Source organism: Algoriphagus persicinus, from assembly GCF_035156415.1.
Classification (GTDB): domain Bacteria; phylum Bacteroidota; class Bacteroidia; order Cytophagales; family Cyclobacteriaceae; genus Algoriphagus; species Algoriphagus persicinus.
Genome location: NZ_JAYEEY010000011.1, coordinates 85,019 through 104,791 on the forward strand (window position 1 = coordinate 85,019; position 19,773 = coordinate 104,791).

A 19,773-nucleotide genomic window follows, 5' to 3' on the forward strand; every position below is an offset into this window, starting at 1 on the left:
TTTTATTGCCACCTTATCTTTTTTTTAAAATTGTTGAAATTTTTGTTGCCTTTATTTTAATGAATATTTATTCGAGTAAACAAACCAATTCCTATTAGATTCATCTATAAACCTCACATTAATATCCTGATTTAGTTTGTTTTCGATTGTTATATGGGATTTAAATATGATTTTTTTATCGTCTATACTATTTAAGTTACCCGAGACAACCTCTAATTCACTTATATTAGAGCCATTCAGAACAAAATAACCGTCTCCATTGAAGTCGGTATAAATGTGTAGGATGGATTCATCTTCTTGAATTTGAATGCGTGGATTTTCTTGGTTGTAATAACTGTTATCCACCAAAATTTTAGAATAAATGTCTTTTTGCCCTTCTCCTAATAAATTGATAAATAGTGCTCTGTCGGAATCAGATGGGCAAACAATTTCAAAATCCGCTAAATCATTAAATAATAGTTCATCCCTAACCAAAAATTCTTGTTGTGCATAATTTCGATACCTGTTGTAATCTTCTTTAGTAGCATATTGCTCGGGTGTATAGAATAAATCATCGAAACCAAATTTATCTATCATTGTATCAATACTGCCAAATTTCGTTGCATTTGTTTGCATATTTCCGTTACTAATACAGCATTTGTCGTCATATTTGAATAGCACTTCTTTTAGGGAAAAACGAAAAAATATGGGGACTGGGCACTTAGGAAAACCTAAACCCCTTGCCCTTTCATACCAAGACACCCAGCCGTTTTTACCTGGATATCCATCAGTTGTGTTTTTTCCTAAAAATTCGTTGTAAAATTGTGTGGGCGTTTGTGGTCGAAAATAAAAACGGGCATAATTGTGAGCATCACCTCTTCGGTGAACGACGTTCCCTGCGGCATCTCCTTGAATGGTTGCTCTATTTCTACTTTGAATTTTTCTGTTCTTGATAATTTCAACAGCGTTATCAATGTGCGTGAAATGGTAAATGCTTCCTTTCCAACAAGAATATTGTTGTTCGATTTTATCCAAGAATGAAAGCGTTGATGAATTCTCTATTTCATTCACAACATAATCATTAAGTAATTCTTCGATCCGCTTGTTCTGCCTAAGCGTTGTCCAATTCCAGAATGGTCTGAACTCTTGAATAATCTCTTGAGTGAAGTTGATATTTGTGTTTGCTGAAATTAAATCCCAATCTAAATACTTTTTGAACCTTGCTAATGTTTGGCTGTCTAATATTAGTTGTCCAGATTTAATAATAAATCTCCAATCCCATTTATCGACAAACCTTTGTAATAAACCAGCGTTGGAAAAGTTGATTTCCTCATTCTGGGTAATACTCTGCCAATCCCATTTATCCTCAAATTTTGAAAGTAATTCCCCTGTCGGGTTCAAGCTTGAATTCTGTGAAATGTACTCCCAATCTAAATTGAAATCTTTACCAATGGTTAGCGTTTCAATATTTGGAATAAAACTCTTATGACGTGAAACCAATCTCCAATTCCAAGATTTTGATTTAGTTTGCTCTATAAACTCAGGGTTAAATTCAAGATTGACATTTTGTGATAAAACCTGCCAATCCCAACACTTGTCAAGCAAGTTTAGAATTGTACCGTTACTTAGTTTAATGTCCCTTCTTGTAGAAATAGCTTGCCAATTCCAGTTTTTACATTTTAACTCAAGAAGTAAGTCGCTTGATATTTTTGCTTTATTGTTCTCAGAAAGTACTTGCCAATCCCAATCTTTATCCTTGTTGGACAGGATAAAGTCGCTGTCAAACTCTATATCTGTTCGCTTAGAAAGGAATGCAAATTTGATTTTAGGGAAATCCTTCATGAATTTTCTAAGGTAATCGTCTCCGTCTTTCTTCTGCTTTTTTAAAAAGCCTCCAAATTCACTAAGGTGTTCCCAGTCCCATTTTTCGTTTCTGTATTTGGTTAACAGTATCCTGTTGTATGTTAGATTATCATTTTGTGATAAAATCTCCCAATCCCAATAATCTGAAAACCTGAATAAATATGAGTCGGTACTTTTGAACCAGTTATGAAAATTATCCCAATTACCAAAATCAAACTTTTGGATTATTGCCTTACTTCCAGAGAAGATTGACCAGTTTAAATAGATTTTAAATCGGTTTAATGTTCTTAGGTCTGTGGAAAAATGATCGTGGTTGGAAATCATATCCCAATCCCATTCAAACTCTTTTAAATTGTAGGTTGCATTAACATACCCAAAAAGTTGTGGAAATGGATAAACGGCTGTCAGTTCTTTCCAGTACTCTTTTCGCTTTTCATCTTCCAAAATGGATAGACAAGCAGCAACCCTTGACAACTGGTTGTCTAAACGAAGTTCGTTTTCAACAGCAAAAACCTCGTTGATTATAAATGACCAATTAACGTAATGAGTTAAGACCTCTAAATTTTCAAGAATGGTTTCTTTGTCTAGTTTTCTTGTGGCTATTTCCCAATCCCATTTAATGATTAAATCCTCATCTTTCAGGCTTTTAACTATGGTTTCAATCGAAGTAGTATCAGTTACTAAACTCCAATCCCACGGGAAATGAGGGTTGGAAAAAATGAATGAGGGTTTTTCTTGCTGTGTTAATAGCTCCCAAAATAGGGAATGCTTTTCGTTGTTTGTTGTGTAGTGAAAAGCTTCTAAATGCCTATTCCAGAAACTGATGTCAAATGAAGATTGTAAAAGAATTTCATCCCACAGAAGTTCGCCTGTAAAGAATACCTCTCCAGAAAAAGCACTCTCAGCAAAATCAACATTGTCTATTAATGCTTTATTTGTTGAAATACCTTCCCAGTCCCAAGTAAAGTCGGGAAAGTCGTCTATCAACGACGAATCCGTTATCAGTTTGCTCACGTTAGCAAAACCCTTTTGAGTCGTGACTTTGTCGTGATATTTGGTAAAGGTTTTCTTGTTCCATTCAATCCACTCATTGGTATCAAGGCCTTTGATGTAGGATTTTGTTTCCCAATTTATGAGGCTTAATTCATTGAGGAAATCAATTACCTCTGTTGTCCATAAGAACTTTTGGTCACATACTCTATAATAACCTGGTAGACCCGCCTTTATGAGTGATTTGAAATTCTCATCTTTTAAACACTTAACCAATATATCCTCATCATTGAAGAACCTATTTAAAACTATTGGCCATACAATTTTTAAAGCTAACCCTTCAATGTTTTTGTAGAGGAAGTTAATATTAATTTCCTCCGAAATATATTTCCAGTTCCATAGCTTCGCGGAAACACTACCAAGGTTGTTGCTGTGTTTTCTGAAAACGTTTTTAAAAACCTTATTTTTGGAAGTGGTGATTATGTGAAAATCCCAATTGAAATTGAGGATGTTTTTTTCGATAAATTCATCCGGTAAGTGCTGTGATAAATAGTTCCAGTCCCAATCAAAGTCTTTAAGCGTGGGTATGGAAAGTAAGTCAATTACAAATTCGGTTTCTTTAAAGGACAATTCTTCAAAATCCCAATTGAAACTATGGATTTTATTCTTAATGAAAGAGTTGTCAAGTCTTTGGGTAAGAACTGACCAGTTCCAATATTCGTCAAAATCACTTATTACGACTTTTATATATGAGGATGGTACGTTTTCGGAAAGTATCTTCCAAATGCCACCATTTGCCTTTTCCTTAAACAGCTCAAAAGTTTCTTTGTTACCCCAATCTACTTTTGGACATTTAGCCAACTCTTTCCAATCACATATATCAATATAGGTCCTTATATTTTGAGCTGTAATAATGTCATTGTTGGCAAGGATGTAATGATACCTCCCTTTGCGAATCAGCCCATCTCTCAGTTCGTTATTTAGGGCTTTTCCTACAAGTTGGTCAAGTGTAGTAATACTTGAATCATTTTTGTAGAAATTGATTTGAAAAGCACTTTCTAAAAAGGTGGTTTTACACTGTAGCTCAACGTTTCTGTAACTGAACTGGGAGTCTCTATTTTTGCTAATCTCTACTACCTCTCCCTTGTAAATATCATTGTTAAATAGTTGAAATTGTAACTTGTTGTATAAGTCAAGGTTTTCAATGGCTTTAAAGTTTTCCGGTTTACGAATGCTTCCGGGAATATTATGTATTCCAAAAGCATCTTTGAATGAAAAATCTATTGCCTCTCCTTCTGCATTTTGATTCTCAAATAGTTGTGCTGAAGCATAGAAATATTTGTATTTCAGTTTACTTGTTACAGCCTCTTTTCCAAACTCAGTTAAGAAAATAGATTCATTATTGACTTCAATTAATCCATATTCTTTGAGTCCATTTAGATAAACATCTAAAATATCCTTTTCTGCAAGGTCTTCAAGGTTAAAACCGAGTAGTTCCCCAAACTCTTTTTTGTTAATTTGTCTACCTTTAGCGTCGATAATCACACAAAAAGATTCATCAACATCATTGATGTCAAATGCCTTTCTAAACCTGATTTTGTAGGTTGTCGACTTTACTGTCCATTCAAATGGAAAAATTACGCTTATTGAGTTACTGTCAACCATTATGTTCTAGAACCCCTTGTAATTCATCCATTTTGATAATCTTTCCGTATTCAGATTTTTTAATGGCTTCGAATACGTTTTTATAGGTGTCTTTCTGGCAAAAATGTTCACTGTTGCCCACTATAATTAGTAATCTTCTCGCCCTAGACAAAGCTACATTAAGCCGGTTGGGAAATTCAGCAAATCCCAAACTTGGTTGGTTGGGATAGCCTAATTCGCTATACAAATCATAATTTGCTTCTTGGTTTTGTGAAGACGCAATCTTGTTGCTCCGAACCATTGAAACTATCACAATATTTCTTTCCATTCCTTGGAACCTGTCAACAGTACTTAATCGGATAGGATTATCATTGTGATCTTCTTTTAGCATCTTGTTGATGTAGCTTATTTGTTTGCCATAAAAACTAATTATCCCAATTTGCTTTTCTTCCTCGCTTTGCCCTGACAACCATTCATCAAATGCTTTTTTACCATTACTATTATTGAGTATGGTCAAAATAGAATTAATGGCTTTAATTTCCCCGAAATTCACCCTTGACGTTCCTTCCTTGATTTCAGGGGTGTTTACATCCACCCACATTACGTGGGTTTGGGGTGAAATAATATTCTCGAAACTCAAACCGTGGTATCTTGAATTCCATTGGTCAAATGAGTTGTGAAAGGATTCTTCCAAAGGCAAGCCGCAATTTAAGCCACCGTCATCAATGTAGAATTGCCTTATTACCTCATTGATTGCGGGGTGCATCCTGTATTGTGTATTAAAAGTTCCTTTTATACTTTCATCTACAGACTCAAACAATCTTTCAAATTGGGATTTTTCAAATTCTTTATGTGATAAGGTCTTAGCCAATTTTTTTTCTCCGATTGACATAAGCAAGTCCTTTATTTCCTCACCGTCAACCATAGGCGGTAATTGACGATGGTCACCTACAATTATTGCTTTCTTTCCGTAAAGAACTGGTAACGCCAATTCCGGTGGCGTTGCTTTGCTTGCCTCATCCATTATGACCGTATCAAAAGCTATATTAACCTCGAAGCAAGCTCTCCAATCTTTCCTGTCATATTTTGCAGGTTCAAATGTGGCTAAGTAAGAATGAAAGAAAGAAGTTGGCTTACCCTCCGAATTACTTTTTCCTATTGAACTACCTGTAGCACCAATAAGATTGACATATTCCAAATATTTGTCAGCAAACAGTTTCTTTGTGCCACTTCTTGGATTTTGAAGATGTTTTTTCCATTTCCTAAGAGCGGAATTTATTTCCTCATCATCTAGTATGGAAACCCTATTCGAAATGTTTTCAATCCAATGAGAAACAGCGTTTATTTGAGTCTCCTTATCACTCTTCCACTTATTTATTGCCGTTAAAGAATAAAAATAACCTTCCGATTCAAGTTTTTCATCATTACCAAAACGGATTGGCTTTACAAAGTTGTTCTCTCTGTTTTTCAATCGGAAGATGGCATTATCAACTGCAAGATTGGTTTCTGATGTTAGGAGGATTTTTTCTTTCTGATTTTTTCTGATGTGTTGCCAAATTATCTCTGCAATTGCGGTTGATTTACCGGTTCCTGGTGGGCCTTGTATAAGGGCAAATTCTTCTGCATATAGGGATTTGTAAATGGCTTGCCTTTGTGATTCGTTCAGCGAGCTTGAAAACAGGTTGTTCTCAAAGTCTTGCCATTCTGCACTTGTTTTGTTTAGCAGATACTCAATGTTCTCAATAGCTTTAGCCTTTGACGAATCGTATAAAAACTCTTTGGCGTTGTCATTGGGTAACTTTACGTCAGAATCTAACTTATTTACAGTGTCCTCTAACCGCTTTATTTTGTCTTTATTCCCTTTTAAATTAGGGAAGATAGCCTTTATTGCTTTTTGTTCAATATTTCCCTTTAATTCATCAAGTCTTTCTTCATCAATGACAAAATGCAATTCGGGATAGTCCACTTTTTGCAATCTTCCCAAATAAAATTTTTCTCTGTTGTCTGCACTAAAAAAGAATTCTTCCCTTAGAAGTTTTGAGAGTTTTTCTTCTTCCTGCTCTTCTTTCAAATCAAAATTTTCTTCACACAAGTACTTTTCTTGGAATGTGTCATTTATAATGTAGGTGAGTTCATTTGAATAACTAATAGCTTCGTCTAATTTATTCCTGAGCCTTGAAAGTATTTCGGACTTGTTTCCAGTTTTGTAAAACTGCCTGAAAATAAGCTTCTTTCCATTTGCAATTAACTTCGTGTCTAAGTTGGGATACTCTTTGTTCAAATGGGCTTGAAGTTCTTGTAAACCCATGTCAAATTTAATTTTGAACTTGAATTTGTGGTCATCTCCTCGGTCGTATATATCAACAAAGTCAAATGATTTTATTTCTTCTAATTTCTGTTCTAGATTTTCCTCACTTGCAAATACAAAGGATAAAGTTCTACGTGATTGGCTTATTTGAAAATCGTCACCGTGGATTTTAGCATATAGTTCATTCCAAAAAGCATCTTCATTCATGTCGAGTTCTTTGGCTCCTTCATTTAGTGCAGCAAAATCAAAAGAATACGTGGTTGTATAAGAAGTTGAAAATTCAGCGTCAGGAAAATATCTTTTTAATACTCTTTTGAGCCTGAAATTTTCAAAACCTAAATCGGTACCCCAATTTTCATAATATGACTCGCCAAAAGTGAAGATTATTTTATTTTCAGTTGGTTTGGGAAGTTCAACGCCTTTTTCTTCTAATTTGGATACTAGTTCAAATAGGTTTTCAGCATTTTGAAATTCAAAAATCAAACTGTGCCTTTGTTTCGAAAGTCCAAAGTGTTTGTTGAATAATTCGAAAACAGGTTGATGCAATTCCCCTTTAACCTCTATTTCATTCCCATTTTGTGTAACATCCAATTTTTTGTAAAAAGTAGAAATAAGATAGGAAAGGGAAGGTTTTATTGGAAATACTGCACCTGCAGTCTCTTCAAATTCTATGTTGGCTATTTTTTTAGTCTTTTTCCACTGGTCAATGGTTAACAATACTAAGCCTGAATTTTTAAATTGAAAATTAGTTGGGATTTCACCAATAACCGATGACAGCTCTTTTTCAATGTTATCTTCTATTCCGGTTATTTCACCTTCAATTACAGGATTTTCATTGAAATTTATGTAGTTGTTCTCGGCAAGCTCTTTTAGCTCTAGTAAATCCGTTTCTGATATTTTTGATGAATTTTCTAGGCCTGTCAGGATGTAATCATTGTCTAAATTAAAGTCCTTTATTTTAAAAACCCGCTCTACTTCAGCTATAAAAACCTTCTTAAAAATTTCTTGGTCAATAGCCACTTTCACTTTTTGACCTTCGATTTCATAAGGTTTGGAAGTATCAATACCAATAGGTTTAGATTTGTGCTCTAATATTTTGGTTTGTGCGGTTATGTACTCTTTCCAAATTCTTTTTTGATTCATTGTCTCTTGTTAGTTCGCGCGTTGGCAAAAAAAAACAGGCTCTTTTGCTTGTCAAGCGTTGGATTTTTGATGGACAAGCAAATGTGCCTGTTTGTGCGGCTGGGTTTAAACAATGACGCCAAACACTTGTATACCCAACTCCCCTACCTTATTGCGTCGATATCGCTATTATCTACAGGTCTTCCGGGTTCTGCTGTGACCAAATTAGGGATTTCGTCGACGCCATCAAGTGGACATTGAATATTTTTATTGGAAATCGACAGGAAATGGGTATAAATTTCTGTCGTCTTACTGCTTTCATAACCTAAAAGTGCCTGTACGTAGAGAAAGATTATGAAATGTTGGTTGAGGAAATTATCACCAAACTAAACTGAGAAGAACATGGCTAAGAAACTGAACGATCCAAGCAAGGGAAACAAAAACCTTGGAGCAAAACAAAGAGGTCTCGGAATGCTGATCAACCCAGAACCAGAGATGCAGCAAAAAGAAAAAGTATCCAGCAAAGAATTTGACACCGAAGATGTGAAAATATACTCCCACCGGATTCCAACCGATATGTTCGATAAGCTAAAGTATGAGATTGGTAGAGAAACCAAGTTATCAATGAGGGATATGATTCTGAAGGCGGTTTCGGAGCATTATGGGATTTAATATTTGTTCAGCCATATTCACGGAGCTTTAGCACAGAGCTTGTAACTATACATTGTTGTTTTTTGGCCTATTTTTCGATCCAAAGGTGTCAAGGGAGTATCTGATGATTCCATCCACTTTGATGAAATATTCAAAAGCCGATTTCTTGCTTAGCATTGATTGAGCAATTCCCTGAACGAATGGGAGTTCAGATAAGTCAAAGTCACCTGGTTCCCCAAGTTCATATTTCAAATCCTTATTTAAACTCAGAACTTGTGTTGGTACTTTTAGATCCTTGAATATTTTCTTTTTGTCTGCATGAGAATAAGCATTTCTAAAATCCTCACGGTATTGGTTCAAAATCTTGCCATCTTCCTTGGTAATTATCCCAAATCTTTTAGCTCTTGCGATCGTTTCAACTAAACCCTTATCGTTATACTTTTCAATTCCGATTTTAAATGCGGTTCGCATATCTTGGGTGGTGCCTAATCCGGAATTATCATTGTAAATAAGCATAGTTTTGAGAAAGTTCTCCAGTAAGTGGTTCGTTAGGGTTATTGCTGCCTGACAGAGATCACAAATGAGGCATCTAGATATTTCTTCTCTTAAAGGGTCAAATTCTGGCCATCCATAATCGTTCAAAAACTGACTATGAACTTTAGGTATGTTCTCGTCAATATTATTCTCAAGGTCTTTTATAAATAATTCAACTTTTTCTTTAAGTGTCATGATCAGTTTTGCAACAATGCCAGATAACGTTATGTGAATGGTGTGTATCCCTAAAGGTATGCACCTTGTTGTGTATTAGTCTTTTCAATTTCCAGTACTTAACTTTTCCAGTTCGTCCTCGAAGTATGATTTTAATTGTTTGGCTCCAACAGCTTCAGTCGCAGACATAAGTCTCTCTGTTAGATTTTTTAGTGTACGTTTAACTATAGTAGGCTCAGTGTCTTTATGTTCCGTAATCTTCTGACTTACAAATTCACTTACTCCTTGAGGAATATGATAACTAAGATTAACGCCAAGAAGATTTGGAAAACACTTTCTATAGAGCAAATCTATATCCTCTTTTTTAGGCGATAATGAGATATACTTGTACATAAAATCTGATCTCATGTAACAGCTAACATCGTACTTTTCTGGAAAAACTTCTTTAACAGATCTAAAAGTATTAATATCCTGAGATAACCACCATGTTTTATAGCCAAAAATACCAGCGTTATCTGTCTCATTATTTATCTCTCTTAATTTGTACAAATGCAATATGAGCTTAGCATCTACTTCTGCTCGTTTTTCAGATTTTTTTGTTGCTTTCAAATGATCTATTAGCTTTTGAACTTCTTCATTATCTAGAGTTACTTTTTGAGAAGATAAAGTGACATATTCAATTCCAAACACGTCTTTCAAGAACTGAATAATATCGCTTCGAAGAGTACTGAGGCTTGGATCAACAAACTTCATAAGGAAACTGTTGAAGTCAGAAATTCTGCTTCTTTGTCTTGCATAAAAATATGACCTTAGAAGAATTTCATCTATATATAGAAATGTAATCTCATCTTCTAAATAGTCTGATTCGCAATGCTTATAGAGACCAAGGTAGGTATTGTTTATTCCACGTATATGGCTGACAAGCTCATCTATAATGTACTCGTTAACTTTCAAGCTAACACCTGCTGCTCGAGCGCCTAATAATAAATTCCAATACCTTTTATTTTCATTTTCTAAGAATAATTCTGAAAATGCTGGTACAATAATGGAGGTTCCAACATAAACTTCAAGCTTGTTTGCAAGTGATTTGAAAAAAAGTGAAATTTTAGGATCATTTTGAGTCAAAAAAACCATCATATAGGTTTTTGACATTCTACGTAAATACTCTCGTTGATTTTCAGTGCCATTGTAGGCGATCTCACGTAGAGACAATAGAAGTGCTTTTTTAACTGAACCACGATTCTCAATCACTACCCTAGATTCGTCAACGACTTTGAAAACTATTGTTTGAAGAGATTGATCAATAATATCCTTATCGTTATGATAAAGAACAAAATCTGAGAATTCTAATCCTTGTCTATAGTATATACTATGAAGAATTTCTTCGAAAAGCTCATAAACATTTAGAACTTTAGTTTCTACAATAGACAAGTTGTTTTTAATAACTCCAAGTGATTCTTCTTTGAATGCTTCTTGCAGCTCTAAATCTTTCACATCTCGCTCTGCGAGTTCAATTCTCGTCTCATATGGTAAACAAAAGTAATTTTCTTTAGTGTGATGTTTGATTTTTTTAGCACCATTTGATGACAACTTCAATAATCTAGATTCAACTTTAGCTTCAAAATCATGGACTTTGAACTTAGTGATTTTATTTATTGAAGTAATGACCTCACTTACGTCTTTAAATACACCTTTTTCACTACCTGTCTCCTCTAATGAGTATAATATTAGACCATCAAGGATGTTTTCTTCAATTGCTTCGTTACCACCTTCGTCTACTTGGTGTCGAAGAAAAGCATACAATCTTGAGTCACCTGAGAAATCAGCAACCTCAATTAGCTTACCTGGCTTATTGTATTCATGAACATATGTTTCAAGAAAACTCAAGTAGACGTCTGTGGCATTAGGATCTGCTAAAACTTGTGTTACAAACCATTCTTGGTCATAAATAATCACGTCTACCTCATGCTCAGAATAAAGATTTTCCTGAACTGAGTCCTTTCTATGCACCTTCCGATTGGTAACAAAATAAAGCTTATCAAACCCGATAGTGTTTCTGACGAGCTTAGTAACAGTTTCTGTTATCTTGTTACTTTTTTGCTTCCAATGAACTTCTTCTGTAGAAATTTGATAAATTAACTTTGATCGCTCTTTACGTTGATAGATGAATTGGAACCCATCTATTCCTTGGTCTCCAGAGCCACCTACTGGAATAAATTCATCCCCCAATACAATGGATAAGATTTTGTGAGCGAAATGCTCGAATACAAACCCATCAGGCATTCGGCTCAAGATTACCCTAAGAGCGGTTTCATCTATGATCATATTTTTTTATTAGGTATTATTTCACTGACAAACAAGGGTTTGGCGCTTGACGAAGAAGCTGATTTAGAAGCACTGAACTGTCTGCCAGCACTAAACTTGACACGAAGCACAAAGCCCCACTTAAGCACTGATCCGCAACTTTTGGTTAGGTGCTGTTATCGGCTGCCTTTCTTTTCGTTGGTCTAAGCAACAACGCATTTAGTAGCGAAGTCTTCAAAGAATTTCAAATCACTTTCAGCTTTTGTCGTGTCAGGTGGCATTGGATTTAGTCCTGCAGCCGCATCGTGTACCCATTTAGAACTTTCGGTCATTCCCGTTTCGATTGCATTAATTAAGTCGTCTGTTACAATTATTTTCTTTATTTTCTGTGTTTGAATTCCAAACGAAAATCTTTCGACTACACCTTTCAATAGTCTTTCCTCTACTGCTCTTTCCCAAGCTTCTCTTAATAAACTATACCAACTTTTTGCAGCAAATAAATATTCGTCTTCGCCTTTTTCTTTTTCGATTTTCTTTAATCGTACTAACATATCTTTTAATGTTCCAATTCTTGCTTTTACAGGTTGTACGATCCAAGGAAGTTGAGGATTAATAACGCCTGGAGTTCCTCCTGCATTTCTAATTGTGGTGTAACTCAAAGGTGTATCTGTAATTTCTGCAGAAATTTTCAAACGAATGAAGAAGGTAATATCGTGAGTGAAAACAATAACTTGCTTTTGTGATGCAAGTCCAACCAATCTTTCAGCAATTTTTTCTCTTCGATGATGGTCTTGTGATGTAATTGGGTCGTCAAAGAAAACGCCTTTGTTGCTTGGGTTCATTTGAACCTCTGTTAGAAAGTCTGCTAGCGAAATTGCTCTTTGTTCCCCCTCACTCAAAATACTATTTGCAACCATCCCTGCAACTTGTAATTTTCGTAATGTAGAACCTCTTGCATTTTTCTGTGAAATTTGAACAACTTTTGGAGCATTGAGTATTTGACACTCATTAGTAAAAGTCTCTGTGTATTTTTCTGTTATATGTTTTGTAAATAGTTCCCCTTGCTTAATTGTTATAGATTTTGTATTAAAAGCAGAAGCAGAACTTTCGGCTTTTGCAGCCCATTTGTGGGCTGCAACAAAAATTAAAACTTGCCCAAGTAATTTATTTAGTAAACTTTTATCTGTAAGGAGTTGAATTTGTTTTTCTAATTCTGATAACTCGGCAGCTGGATTTTTTTGAAATAATTCATCAATGGCTACCTTTATTTTTTCATCGATTTCATTCATTTCAGTTGTCGAAACTGTAAATGATGCCATTTCTAAATCAAGATTGATATTCGCCAAATTTGAAATAATATTTTGTCTTACTGTTTCAGATGAAGAAGCAATCCCTTTCCATTTTTCTGCAAATGCTGCGTCAGCAAGATTGATATAATCAAACAAAGTCGTTGTTTCGTCAAAATTGCTTAGAGGTAACCCATTCAATCTTTTTTCTAAATCTTGGATTGCCTTAATAATTCTATTGAGTTCGCCTTCTGCTTCACTTTTTAATAAATTCCAATAGGAATTTATTAAAAAGTTTTCTTTTTCTGTAAGTGGCTGTAAACAGAATAAGCAATTGTCTTTGTCTGAAGGATAGATTATTTTATTTCTATTCGCTTCAATTATAGAGGCATAATTTTTAGATGCTTTAATAAACTCCTTCCATTCATTGCTTCCCAAACTTTCAATATTGTAATCTTCTAAACTATTGATGCCTTCTTGTTTAGCTAACTCTTGGAATTTGTGAAAAGAAGTTATCAATACCTTGTAATGCTCAATGTCTTCGGGTTTCAAACAATCTAATATTGCTTGTTGTCTGCTGATAAATTCAATAAGTTGAGTGAGCAATTTTTGAAGTTCAGCAATTCTTTTAGGTATATCAAGTGCTTTTAATTCTTCTCGTTTGGCAATAAGTTCTGCAAGGTTAGTAGCGTCTTCATCTGTATATGTTCCTAATAAGTTCAATTCTTCTTCATTGGAATTTGCACCAAGTTTTGTAACTGCATTTTTAACAGCATTGTCGTTGACAAAAAACTTTTCAAACTCATTTATTGGTCTGTTTGATTTTATCTCTGAATAAAGCTTTGCTTTTACTGCCTCATATAATTGTAATACCTTTTCAAAAAATTCAAAACCAATTGGTGTGAAGTCAAGTTTGTTGTCTTGCTCTAAAATTGCCCTAATACTATGAGTGTCAAAAACTGAATATTGTGAAAATTCTAAGTTGGCTTTCTGTAGTGGATAAGCTAAATCATAAGGGGCTGCTATCGATTGAAAAGTAAATTTACAAGTTGGTTCTCCTACCTCAGCATCTGAAAAAACATTATTTAAAATCTTTTTGTCGCCTCTTGAAATAAAGGCATTGTTTAGTAATCTTACATAACCTGATTTTCCTGTGCCGTTCCCTCCATAAATTATGGTCAAGTTTGGACTGATTGGAATTGATTGTCCCGCAGCAAGTGCATTTACATTTTCAATGTCTTTAATCAATTGTAGTTGTAGATTTTTAACAACTGCTGCTGCATCAATATCAATTTCATTGAAGGCAATATCTTCTCTTTCAGCTTTAATAGGTTTTAAGCCATAATCTTCTTTGAAAAAATCATATGTCCTGTCAATTAAAGCCTCTTTGATATCCTCGCCCTCCAAAAGTCTATTGCCTGCATATTTAAACCAATAGTCGAAACCTTTAAGCCACGAAATGATTGTATTTTTTAAAGGTGTCTCTGGCATAGGTTGATAATTTGTTAGTTATTTTTTTCAGTTTGTCGAATGTTTACAGTGTCTGGGTTAAGGTTGCCGATAACGGTAGTATATCCCCAATGGGTGATATCGATCCAATGCGGACATATATCCACAGGATGTTGGTGATATATCTCAAAAATTTGATACTGGAATTTAACTCAATCATGCTTTTAGGCCTGAAATGGTTATTCATTCGAAAGTACACGTTATCCTGCAAAACCTTCCGACGAAAATCTGTTGGTATTTTTCATACTGATCTCAGGCTGAAAAGCTGTTTATAGAATTCCGGATTTAAGCCCCGAGGGATAGGAAAAGTTGGTTTGCACGTCTCTCCAGATCACTATCCTTAAGGGATCTAGATCATACCTCGAAAAAAGGATCGAGAAGAGATGTTCTCATTAACTATAAATCTCCTACAAGGAAAGGATTATTTTCAAACAAAAAAATACCCTGTACGGGGTATTTTTTTGTTTGAAATGAAAAACTTAGTACAAATCGTTGCTTAAATAGCTAATCAATCTTGGATTTTTAATCGAGTGTACTCCCATTTAAAAACTCATTAACATCCTCAAAATTCTTGTAAAAGAATCTTTGATCAGAAACATCCACCTGAATCTTCCAGAGCTCCACAGCCTTAGATCCATAGATATTTAAATTGGTAAGCAACTTCCCAACTTTATCCCTACTCCCTCGCCAAGCCTTCAAATCCCAATCGGGATCCAATCCATTTTCTAGGCAATATCTGTACAGTTGAGCAACTCTAATAAAATTACTTGTGCAATTGTCACCGGTAGCATCATTATCCAGATAGAGATCTACCGCCTCACTCTCTTTCAGGATATCTTGCATCAAGCGAAAACTGAGATTAGCAGTACTGTTTAAAATGATGGCTTTGAAATTCGTGGCTTTGGAAAGCTTCAGGTAACTAAGAAAATCAAACCAGCCTTCAAATATTTTAATCCTTTTAGGATTCCCAAGCACCCGGATTGATATACCCCCTCCAAGAATATTTCCCTTGAAAATGGAGGATCGAAGCACCCACCCTCCAGCCTCATTGGGAAAGCCCACTGCGAAATAACTTTTACCCTGGTTCCTCCAATGAACCTCCTTGGCAAACTGAGTGATTTCATCAGGCTCCAAACCCCTTTCCCGAATGTAATTCAACAAAGCGATATGAGAGATTTCCTTCACGTTTTCAACCACAATCTTTGGTGGCGATACAGGTTTCTTTTTTGGAATAATTATTCTTTCAGGAGGTGAATCAGAAAGTCTCTTAATGGATTCCGTAAATGATTTATCTTCAAATACCTGGACAGCTTCTATGATATCACCACCTCTACCGGCAGAATGGTCATACCATACATTGGCATTTGCGTCCACAGCAATAGACCCAGTTCGCTGAGTAAGAAAACCAAAGAAGTATTCCTTTCCCTGAATCCCCTCGTATTTAAGGAAACCTAAGCCAACTAAACTTTGGAAATAATCAACTATAGGAAGATCACGCTTGATGCGCTCTGCTTCCTGTTTTACTCTTGAATAGTCAAACATATTTACATTTTTATATAAAAACATCTATACATAAATAGACTTTTAATCAATTCTAATAGCAACCTTATGTTTCTTCTTTTTGCCAGCTATTTCTCGAATTCATCACAAAGAAAAAGAGGGGTTTGAGGATTGATGAAATCGTACCTATCGTACTCCTCGTACCCCTCGTACCATTCGAATTTCTCGAACAGGCCTAGTCGCTTAGCTCAAGTTGCTTCAACCACTTCCTCACTGCGCCTTCAGACACTCCTAGTTCCATGGCTATTTTCACATTGGAATTCCCCTCCTTTTTTAGCTCAAATGCCTTAGTCCTCATCTGAGATCTGTCTGCAGGATTCAGCTGCTTTAAATGATCTGACTCCTTCCCACATTCCAAAAACTTGAAAGAGCTGAAATTCGAATCCTTACCAATTTTGCAGACCAACACATTCTCAGATGGAAATTCGAAAGCGCCATAACGAACCTTGATTTGCTTCAAGTACTTAACCGATGGGTCTTTTTGACTTTCTCCGACTGCGAAACAAGAATCAATTAAGTTGATGAAGCTTTTACTGCCCTGTATGTCATTTCTGCTAATGGGAGCAAACAAATTCCTTTTAGGAGTATGTGCGATTAATAGAATTGACCATCCATACATCTTCTTGAGATTATTGAGACGTATCAGAAATGGAGTTGTATTCCTGGCCTTTTCATTATCCGAAATCACACAAGATAAATTATCAATTACCAAAATGGTTGCACCGGAATTGGAAGCTTGATTTTCGATCTCTTTGAATAAAGAAGCTTCATATTCTTCTATGGATTCTTCAAACCCGTAGGGATTGATTTCTGCTCTAAGGAAAAGCTCACTGAATTCAAAATGATCAAACAAAACATCCTTACCCTTATCATATTGGGCGTACCTCATTTCAAATTGCTTAGCCGTCAATTCTAGATCAAAGTATATCACCTTGGAAGCTTTGAGATCCATTTCCACTCCAAGTGTTGGAACGCCCTTAGTAATACTATCTATGATTTGAACTGCGAGTAGTGACTTTCCCTGATTGGTATCAGCGAAGAGAATACAAAGCTCTTCCTCATACCAAAATGGCCCAAATATCTTTTTTGGAATGGGTTTACTTTTGGCTTCATCTATCCATTGATTAGCTGATTTAATTATTAAGAAACCCTCCTGACGAGGATCATTTGATTTGTTATTTCGATCTGTTGAGGTCATTTTTTTTGGCAATAAGATTTCATTTAGCATTTTTTCAAATGCTACTATTAACTTTTTAATTAAGAGTAAACAATCAATCTGAAGGGTTATCAGATGATCACCATATACATTTCAGGTGAATTGAGAGTGTATAAAAAGTTTTAAGAACAGCCTTGCCTAAGTTGACTTTGATTGAAAATTTTTACAATTTGGAACATGTTTTTAATTGTGAGAAGGTTAAAAGCAAAACAATGAATTGCCCAATGCGCATTTTCAATAAAAGGTAAGGATAGCTATCCCTACCTTTTTTTAGTTCTCAAACTCGCCTTCAAAAAATCTATCCACTTCCCGTTGGTGAATAAACCTTCTTTTTCCTCTGAACATAGAGCGAAATTCCTCGCCCTTCGACTCAGAAACTGATTCCATTTTTGAAATAGAATAATGCGACTTCACACCTGTCGCTTCCATGAATTCCTGAAGAGACAACCATTCATCTCTAATGGATTTACTAGCAGGACTTATACTTGAGATTTTCTCTTCAAGATTTCTAAATTTTTCTTCTAGCCATTTTTGGCTAACAGCAGAAAACGGAATAAAAGTGTCTTGATTCATCGTGATTTGAGTTTGATTTACTCAAATGTATAAAAAATAATTAAATCGGTCACAGGTGACCGATAATTTTTACTGAATTATTTTAATCGGGTTAATGTCGTAATAATGACGCATTTCATCATCAAATTTTTTGTCAAGCCAATTTTTCAATCTGACGATGTTTTCATCTCCATCTAAATCAGTCATTCGAAATTGAAGCCTATTTACTTCAGGCCAATACAAGGACTTATAAATCTCATAATAGCCGAATACTTCCTTAACATCCTCAATTTTCATTGTTTTACCGAAGAGGTCTAAATCGAGATGTCGTAGTCCAGACAAAAAACGAACAGGACCTGCTATCTTCAAAAGTTCTACCAAATCCTGATCTATGTCTAATAGAATATCTCTTAATTCTTTGTCTTCAAATAGTAGATCAAAATAATCAAGGACATTTTCTAAAGTAGTATTTTCATAAAACTCATTTACTATCATAGAAGGCGTAAAATCAACGGCCATGAAATCCTCAAAGTAGTCTCTCAACATCTCAATGTATTTCACTTCCGCCTCTATGATATTGATAACGTTTAGATTATAATCGCTTAAAACTCCTGAATCACCATCAGTTTGTTTGACATGGCGTATTCCAAGCCTTGAGGCAAACTTGGTTTTAACGTTCTTATATCTCACCATTACATATAACGGAAACCCAGTTGAAGATTTGCCAATCTTTTCCAACTCCTCACCGTGATAATGCTTTATAGCAAGCTTACTTTTCTTTTCCATTTTACCGTTGGATACAACTTAATATTTTCTGGTAGGTCTCAATAGTTTTTCTTTCAGTATAGTACTTCTTAAGCACTGAGCCAGGTGAATGACCAAAAATCATCCTGATATCATTATCCTCCATCCCCAGTCTATCAGTCCAAGTTCCGAAGGTCTTGCGCCCAACCTTATTGGAAAGCACATCCGGAAAGTTAATTCTATCTGCAAGAACCTTCAAATGTTGGTTAAACTTCTGTTCAGAAATCGCCACACTCCTTGGGAAAATTAATTCACCACCCTCGACATGGTACTTTTTAACAATTCTTTTGGCAGTATTATTTAATGGAATCCAAAACTCTTCTCCATTTTTCTTTCGTTTGCCTTGAAGTACTAGGTATCCAGGATTTACTTCTAGTAAATTCTCATCAAATCCATTTTCAGATCCAATTGCTATCAAATCATTATAATAAAGAGCAGTATTACAAAGCAGTAAAAACAGATCTCTCGTTATCTCAAGCCTTTTCTCTTCATGTGTAAACTTCAAATTCTCAAGCGATTCATATTGCTTATCATTTACATAGATGATTTTGTCAGGTCTTTTCGTAGAATTAACGTCCAATCTTTCAAAAATTCTCTTTTTAAAGAGAATCCCATATTGATCACAATACTCCCGATAGATCACTTTGAGACGATCAACATATTTTGCTACTGTCGTATCAGAATTTATATCAGTAGCATCACTTCGCAAAAAATCTATAAATCCTAAAACATAAGCTTCATCTAAATCAGCCATGACAGCTTGGCTTCTGAAACTTCCAACCAGATTTCTTAAAGTCAAATATATCTTTCTGGTACCATCAGCTTTCTTGGAAGACGTACCATACTTGAGGGAATATTCAATATAGGATGAAATTGTATCACTGGCTCCAGGAGCGGCTGCACCTGTAACACCTTTGATCTTTTTTCCCTGATATTTTACTAGATAGAAGTTCTTCAGTTTCTCTGGAGTTAAAACCTCATCCCTTTTATAAAATTCCTGAACAATTTCTTTCAGGTGATGAATTTCTCTGGATATTACCCTATTATGAGACTCAGCGTAAAGATATTGAGTATTGACCCATTTTAATGGTTTTCCAGACCAAGCATTTTTAGGAATTTTATCAAGTTTGAGATGAATGTAATGTCTCACTTTTCTATTTATGCACAAATATATAGCCTCTCCTCCTAACAACTTTTTATTCTTGGGATTCAATACGGCAGTAATTTTCATGTCGATCATGACCCAATATAGGCAGAAAAAATAAAGATAATAAAGA

11 protein-coding genes are annotated in these 19,773 nt (G+C 35.1%); 1 reads left to right on the forward strand and 10 read right to left on the reverse strand.

The genetic code is table 11. The features are described from left to right. Positions 1-51: 51 nt before the first annotated feature. Together U3A58_RS10400 and U3A58_RS10405 are read right to left on the reverse strand one after the other, a co-directional pair. A complete protein-coding gene (locus tag U3A58_RS10400; RefSeq protein ID WP_323823360.1) occupies positions 52-4,377 on the reverse strand; it encodes a DarT ssDNA thymidine ADP-ribosyltransferase family protein in 4,326 nt (1,441 codons plus the stop codon). A 112-nt stretch (positions 4,378-4,489) separates the two neighbouring features. Next, positions 4,490-7,927: a DEAD/DEAH box helicase gene (locus U3A58_RS10405; protein WP_323823361.1), complete on the reverse strand. Its 3,438-nt coding sequence runs from the start codon at positions 7,925-7,927 to the stop codon at positions 4,490-4,492. 381 nt (positions 7,928-8,308) lie between these two features. Here U3A58_RS10405 and U3A58_RS10410 point away from each other — a divergent pair, with 381 nt between their 5' ends. After that, the gene (locus U3A58_RS10410; protein WP_323823362.1) at positions 8,309-8,578 is read left to right on the forward strand and encodes a hypothetical protein; all 270 of its coding nucleotides are present in this window, start codon (positions 8,309-8,311) and stop codon (positions 8,576-8,578) included. Positions 8,579-8,623: 45 nt separating this feature from the next. Here U3A58_RS10410 and U3A58_RS10415 read toward each other — a convergent pair whose 3' ends face one another. The 8 genes from U3A58_RS10415 to U3A58_RS10450 form a co-directional block, all read right to left on the reverse strand. After that, positions 8,624-9,286, reverse strand: a complete 663-nt coding sequence (locus tag U3A58_RS10415) for a condensin-2 complex subunit G2 (protein WP_323823363.1) — start codon at positions 9,284-9,286, stop codon at positions 8,624-8,626. An 84-nt stretch (positions 9,287-9,370) separates the two neighbouring features. Next, complete coding sequence (locus tag U3A58_RS10420; RefSeq protein ID WP_323823364.1) at positions 9,371-11,590, reverse strand: hypothetical protein; 2,220 nt, start codon at positions 11,588-11,590, stop codon at positions 9,371-9,373. 182 nt (positions 11,591-11,772) lie between these two features. Then, entirely contained in the window at positions 11,773-14,346 is a 2,574-nt protein-coding gene (locus tag U3A58_RS10425) for an AAA family ATPase (protein ID WP_323823365.1), read from the reverse strand. A 540-nt stretch (positions 14,347-14,886) separates the two neighbouring features. Further along, the gene (locus tag U3A58_RS10430) at positions 14,887-15,930 is read right to left on the reverse strand and encodes a toprim domain-containing protein (protein ID WP_323823366.1); all 1,044 of its coding nucleotides are present in this window, start codon (positions 15,928-15,930) and stop codon (positions 14,887-14,889) included. A gap of 169 nt (positions 15,931-16,099) precedes the next feature. Then, entirely contained in the window at positions 16,100-17,122 is a 1,023-nt protein-coding gene (locus U3A58_RS10435) for an AAA family ATPase (RefSeq protein WP_323823367.1), read from the reverse strand. Between the two features lie 288 nt (positions 17,123-17,410). After that, positions 17,411-17,713, reverse strand: a complete 303-nt coding sequence (locus U3A58_RS10440) for a hypothetical protein (RefSeq protein WP_323823368.1) — start codon at positions 17,711-17,713, stop codon at positions 17,411-17,413. 69 nt (positions 17,714-17,782) lie between these two features. Next, positions 17,783-18,478 (reverse strand): hypothetical protein, encoded by a 696-nt coding sequence (locus tag U3A58_RS10445; protein ID WP_323823369.1) that lies wholly within the window; start codon positions 18,476-18,478, stop codon positions 17,783-17,785. 1 nt (position 18,479) lies between these two features. Next, the gene (locus U3A58_RS10450; protein ID WP_323823370.1) at positions 18,480-19,736 is read right to left on the reverse strand and encodes a tyrosine-type recombinase/integrase; all 1,257 of its coding nucleotides are present in this window, start codon (positions 19,734-19,736) and stop codon (positions 18,480-18,482) included. Positions 19,737-19,773: the final 37 nt, after the last annotated feature.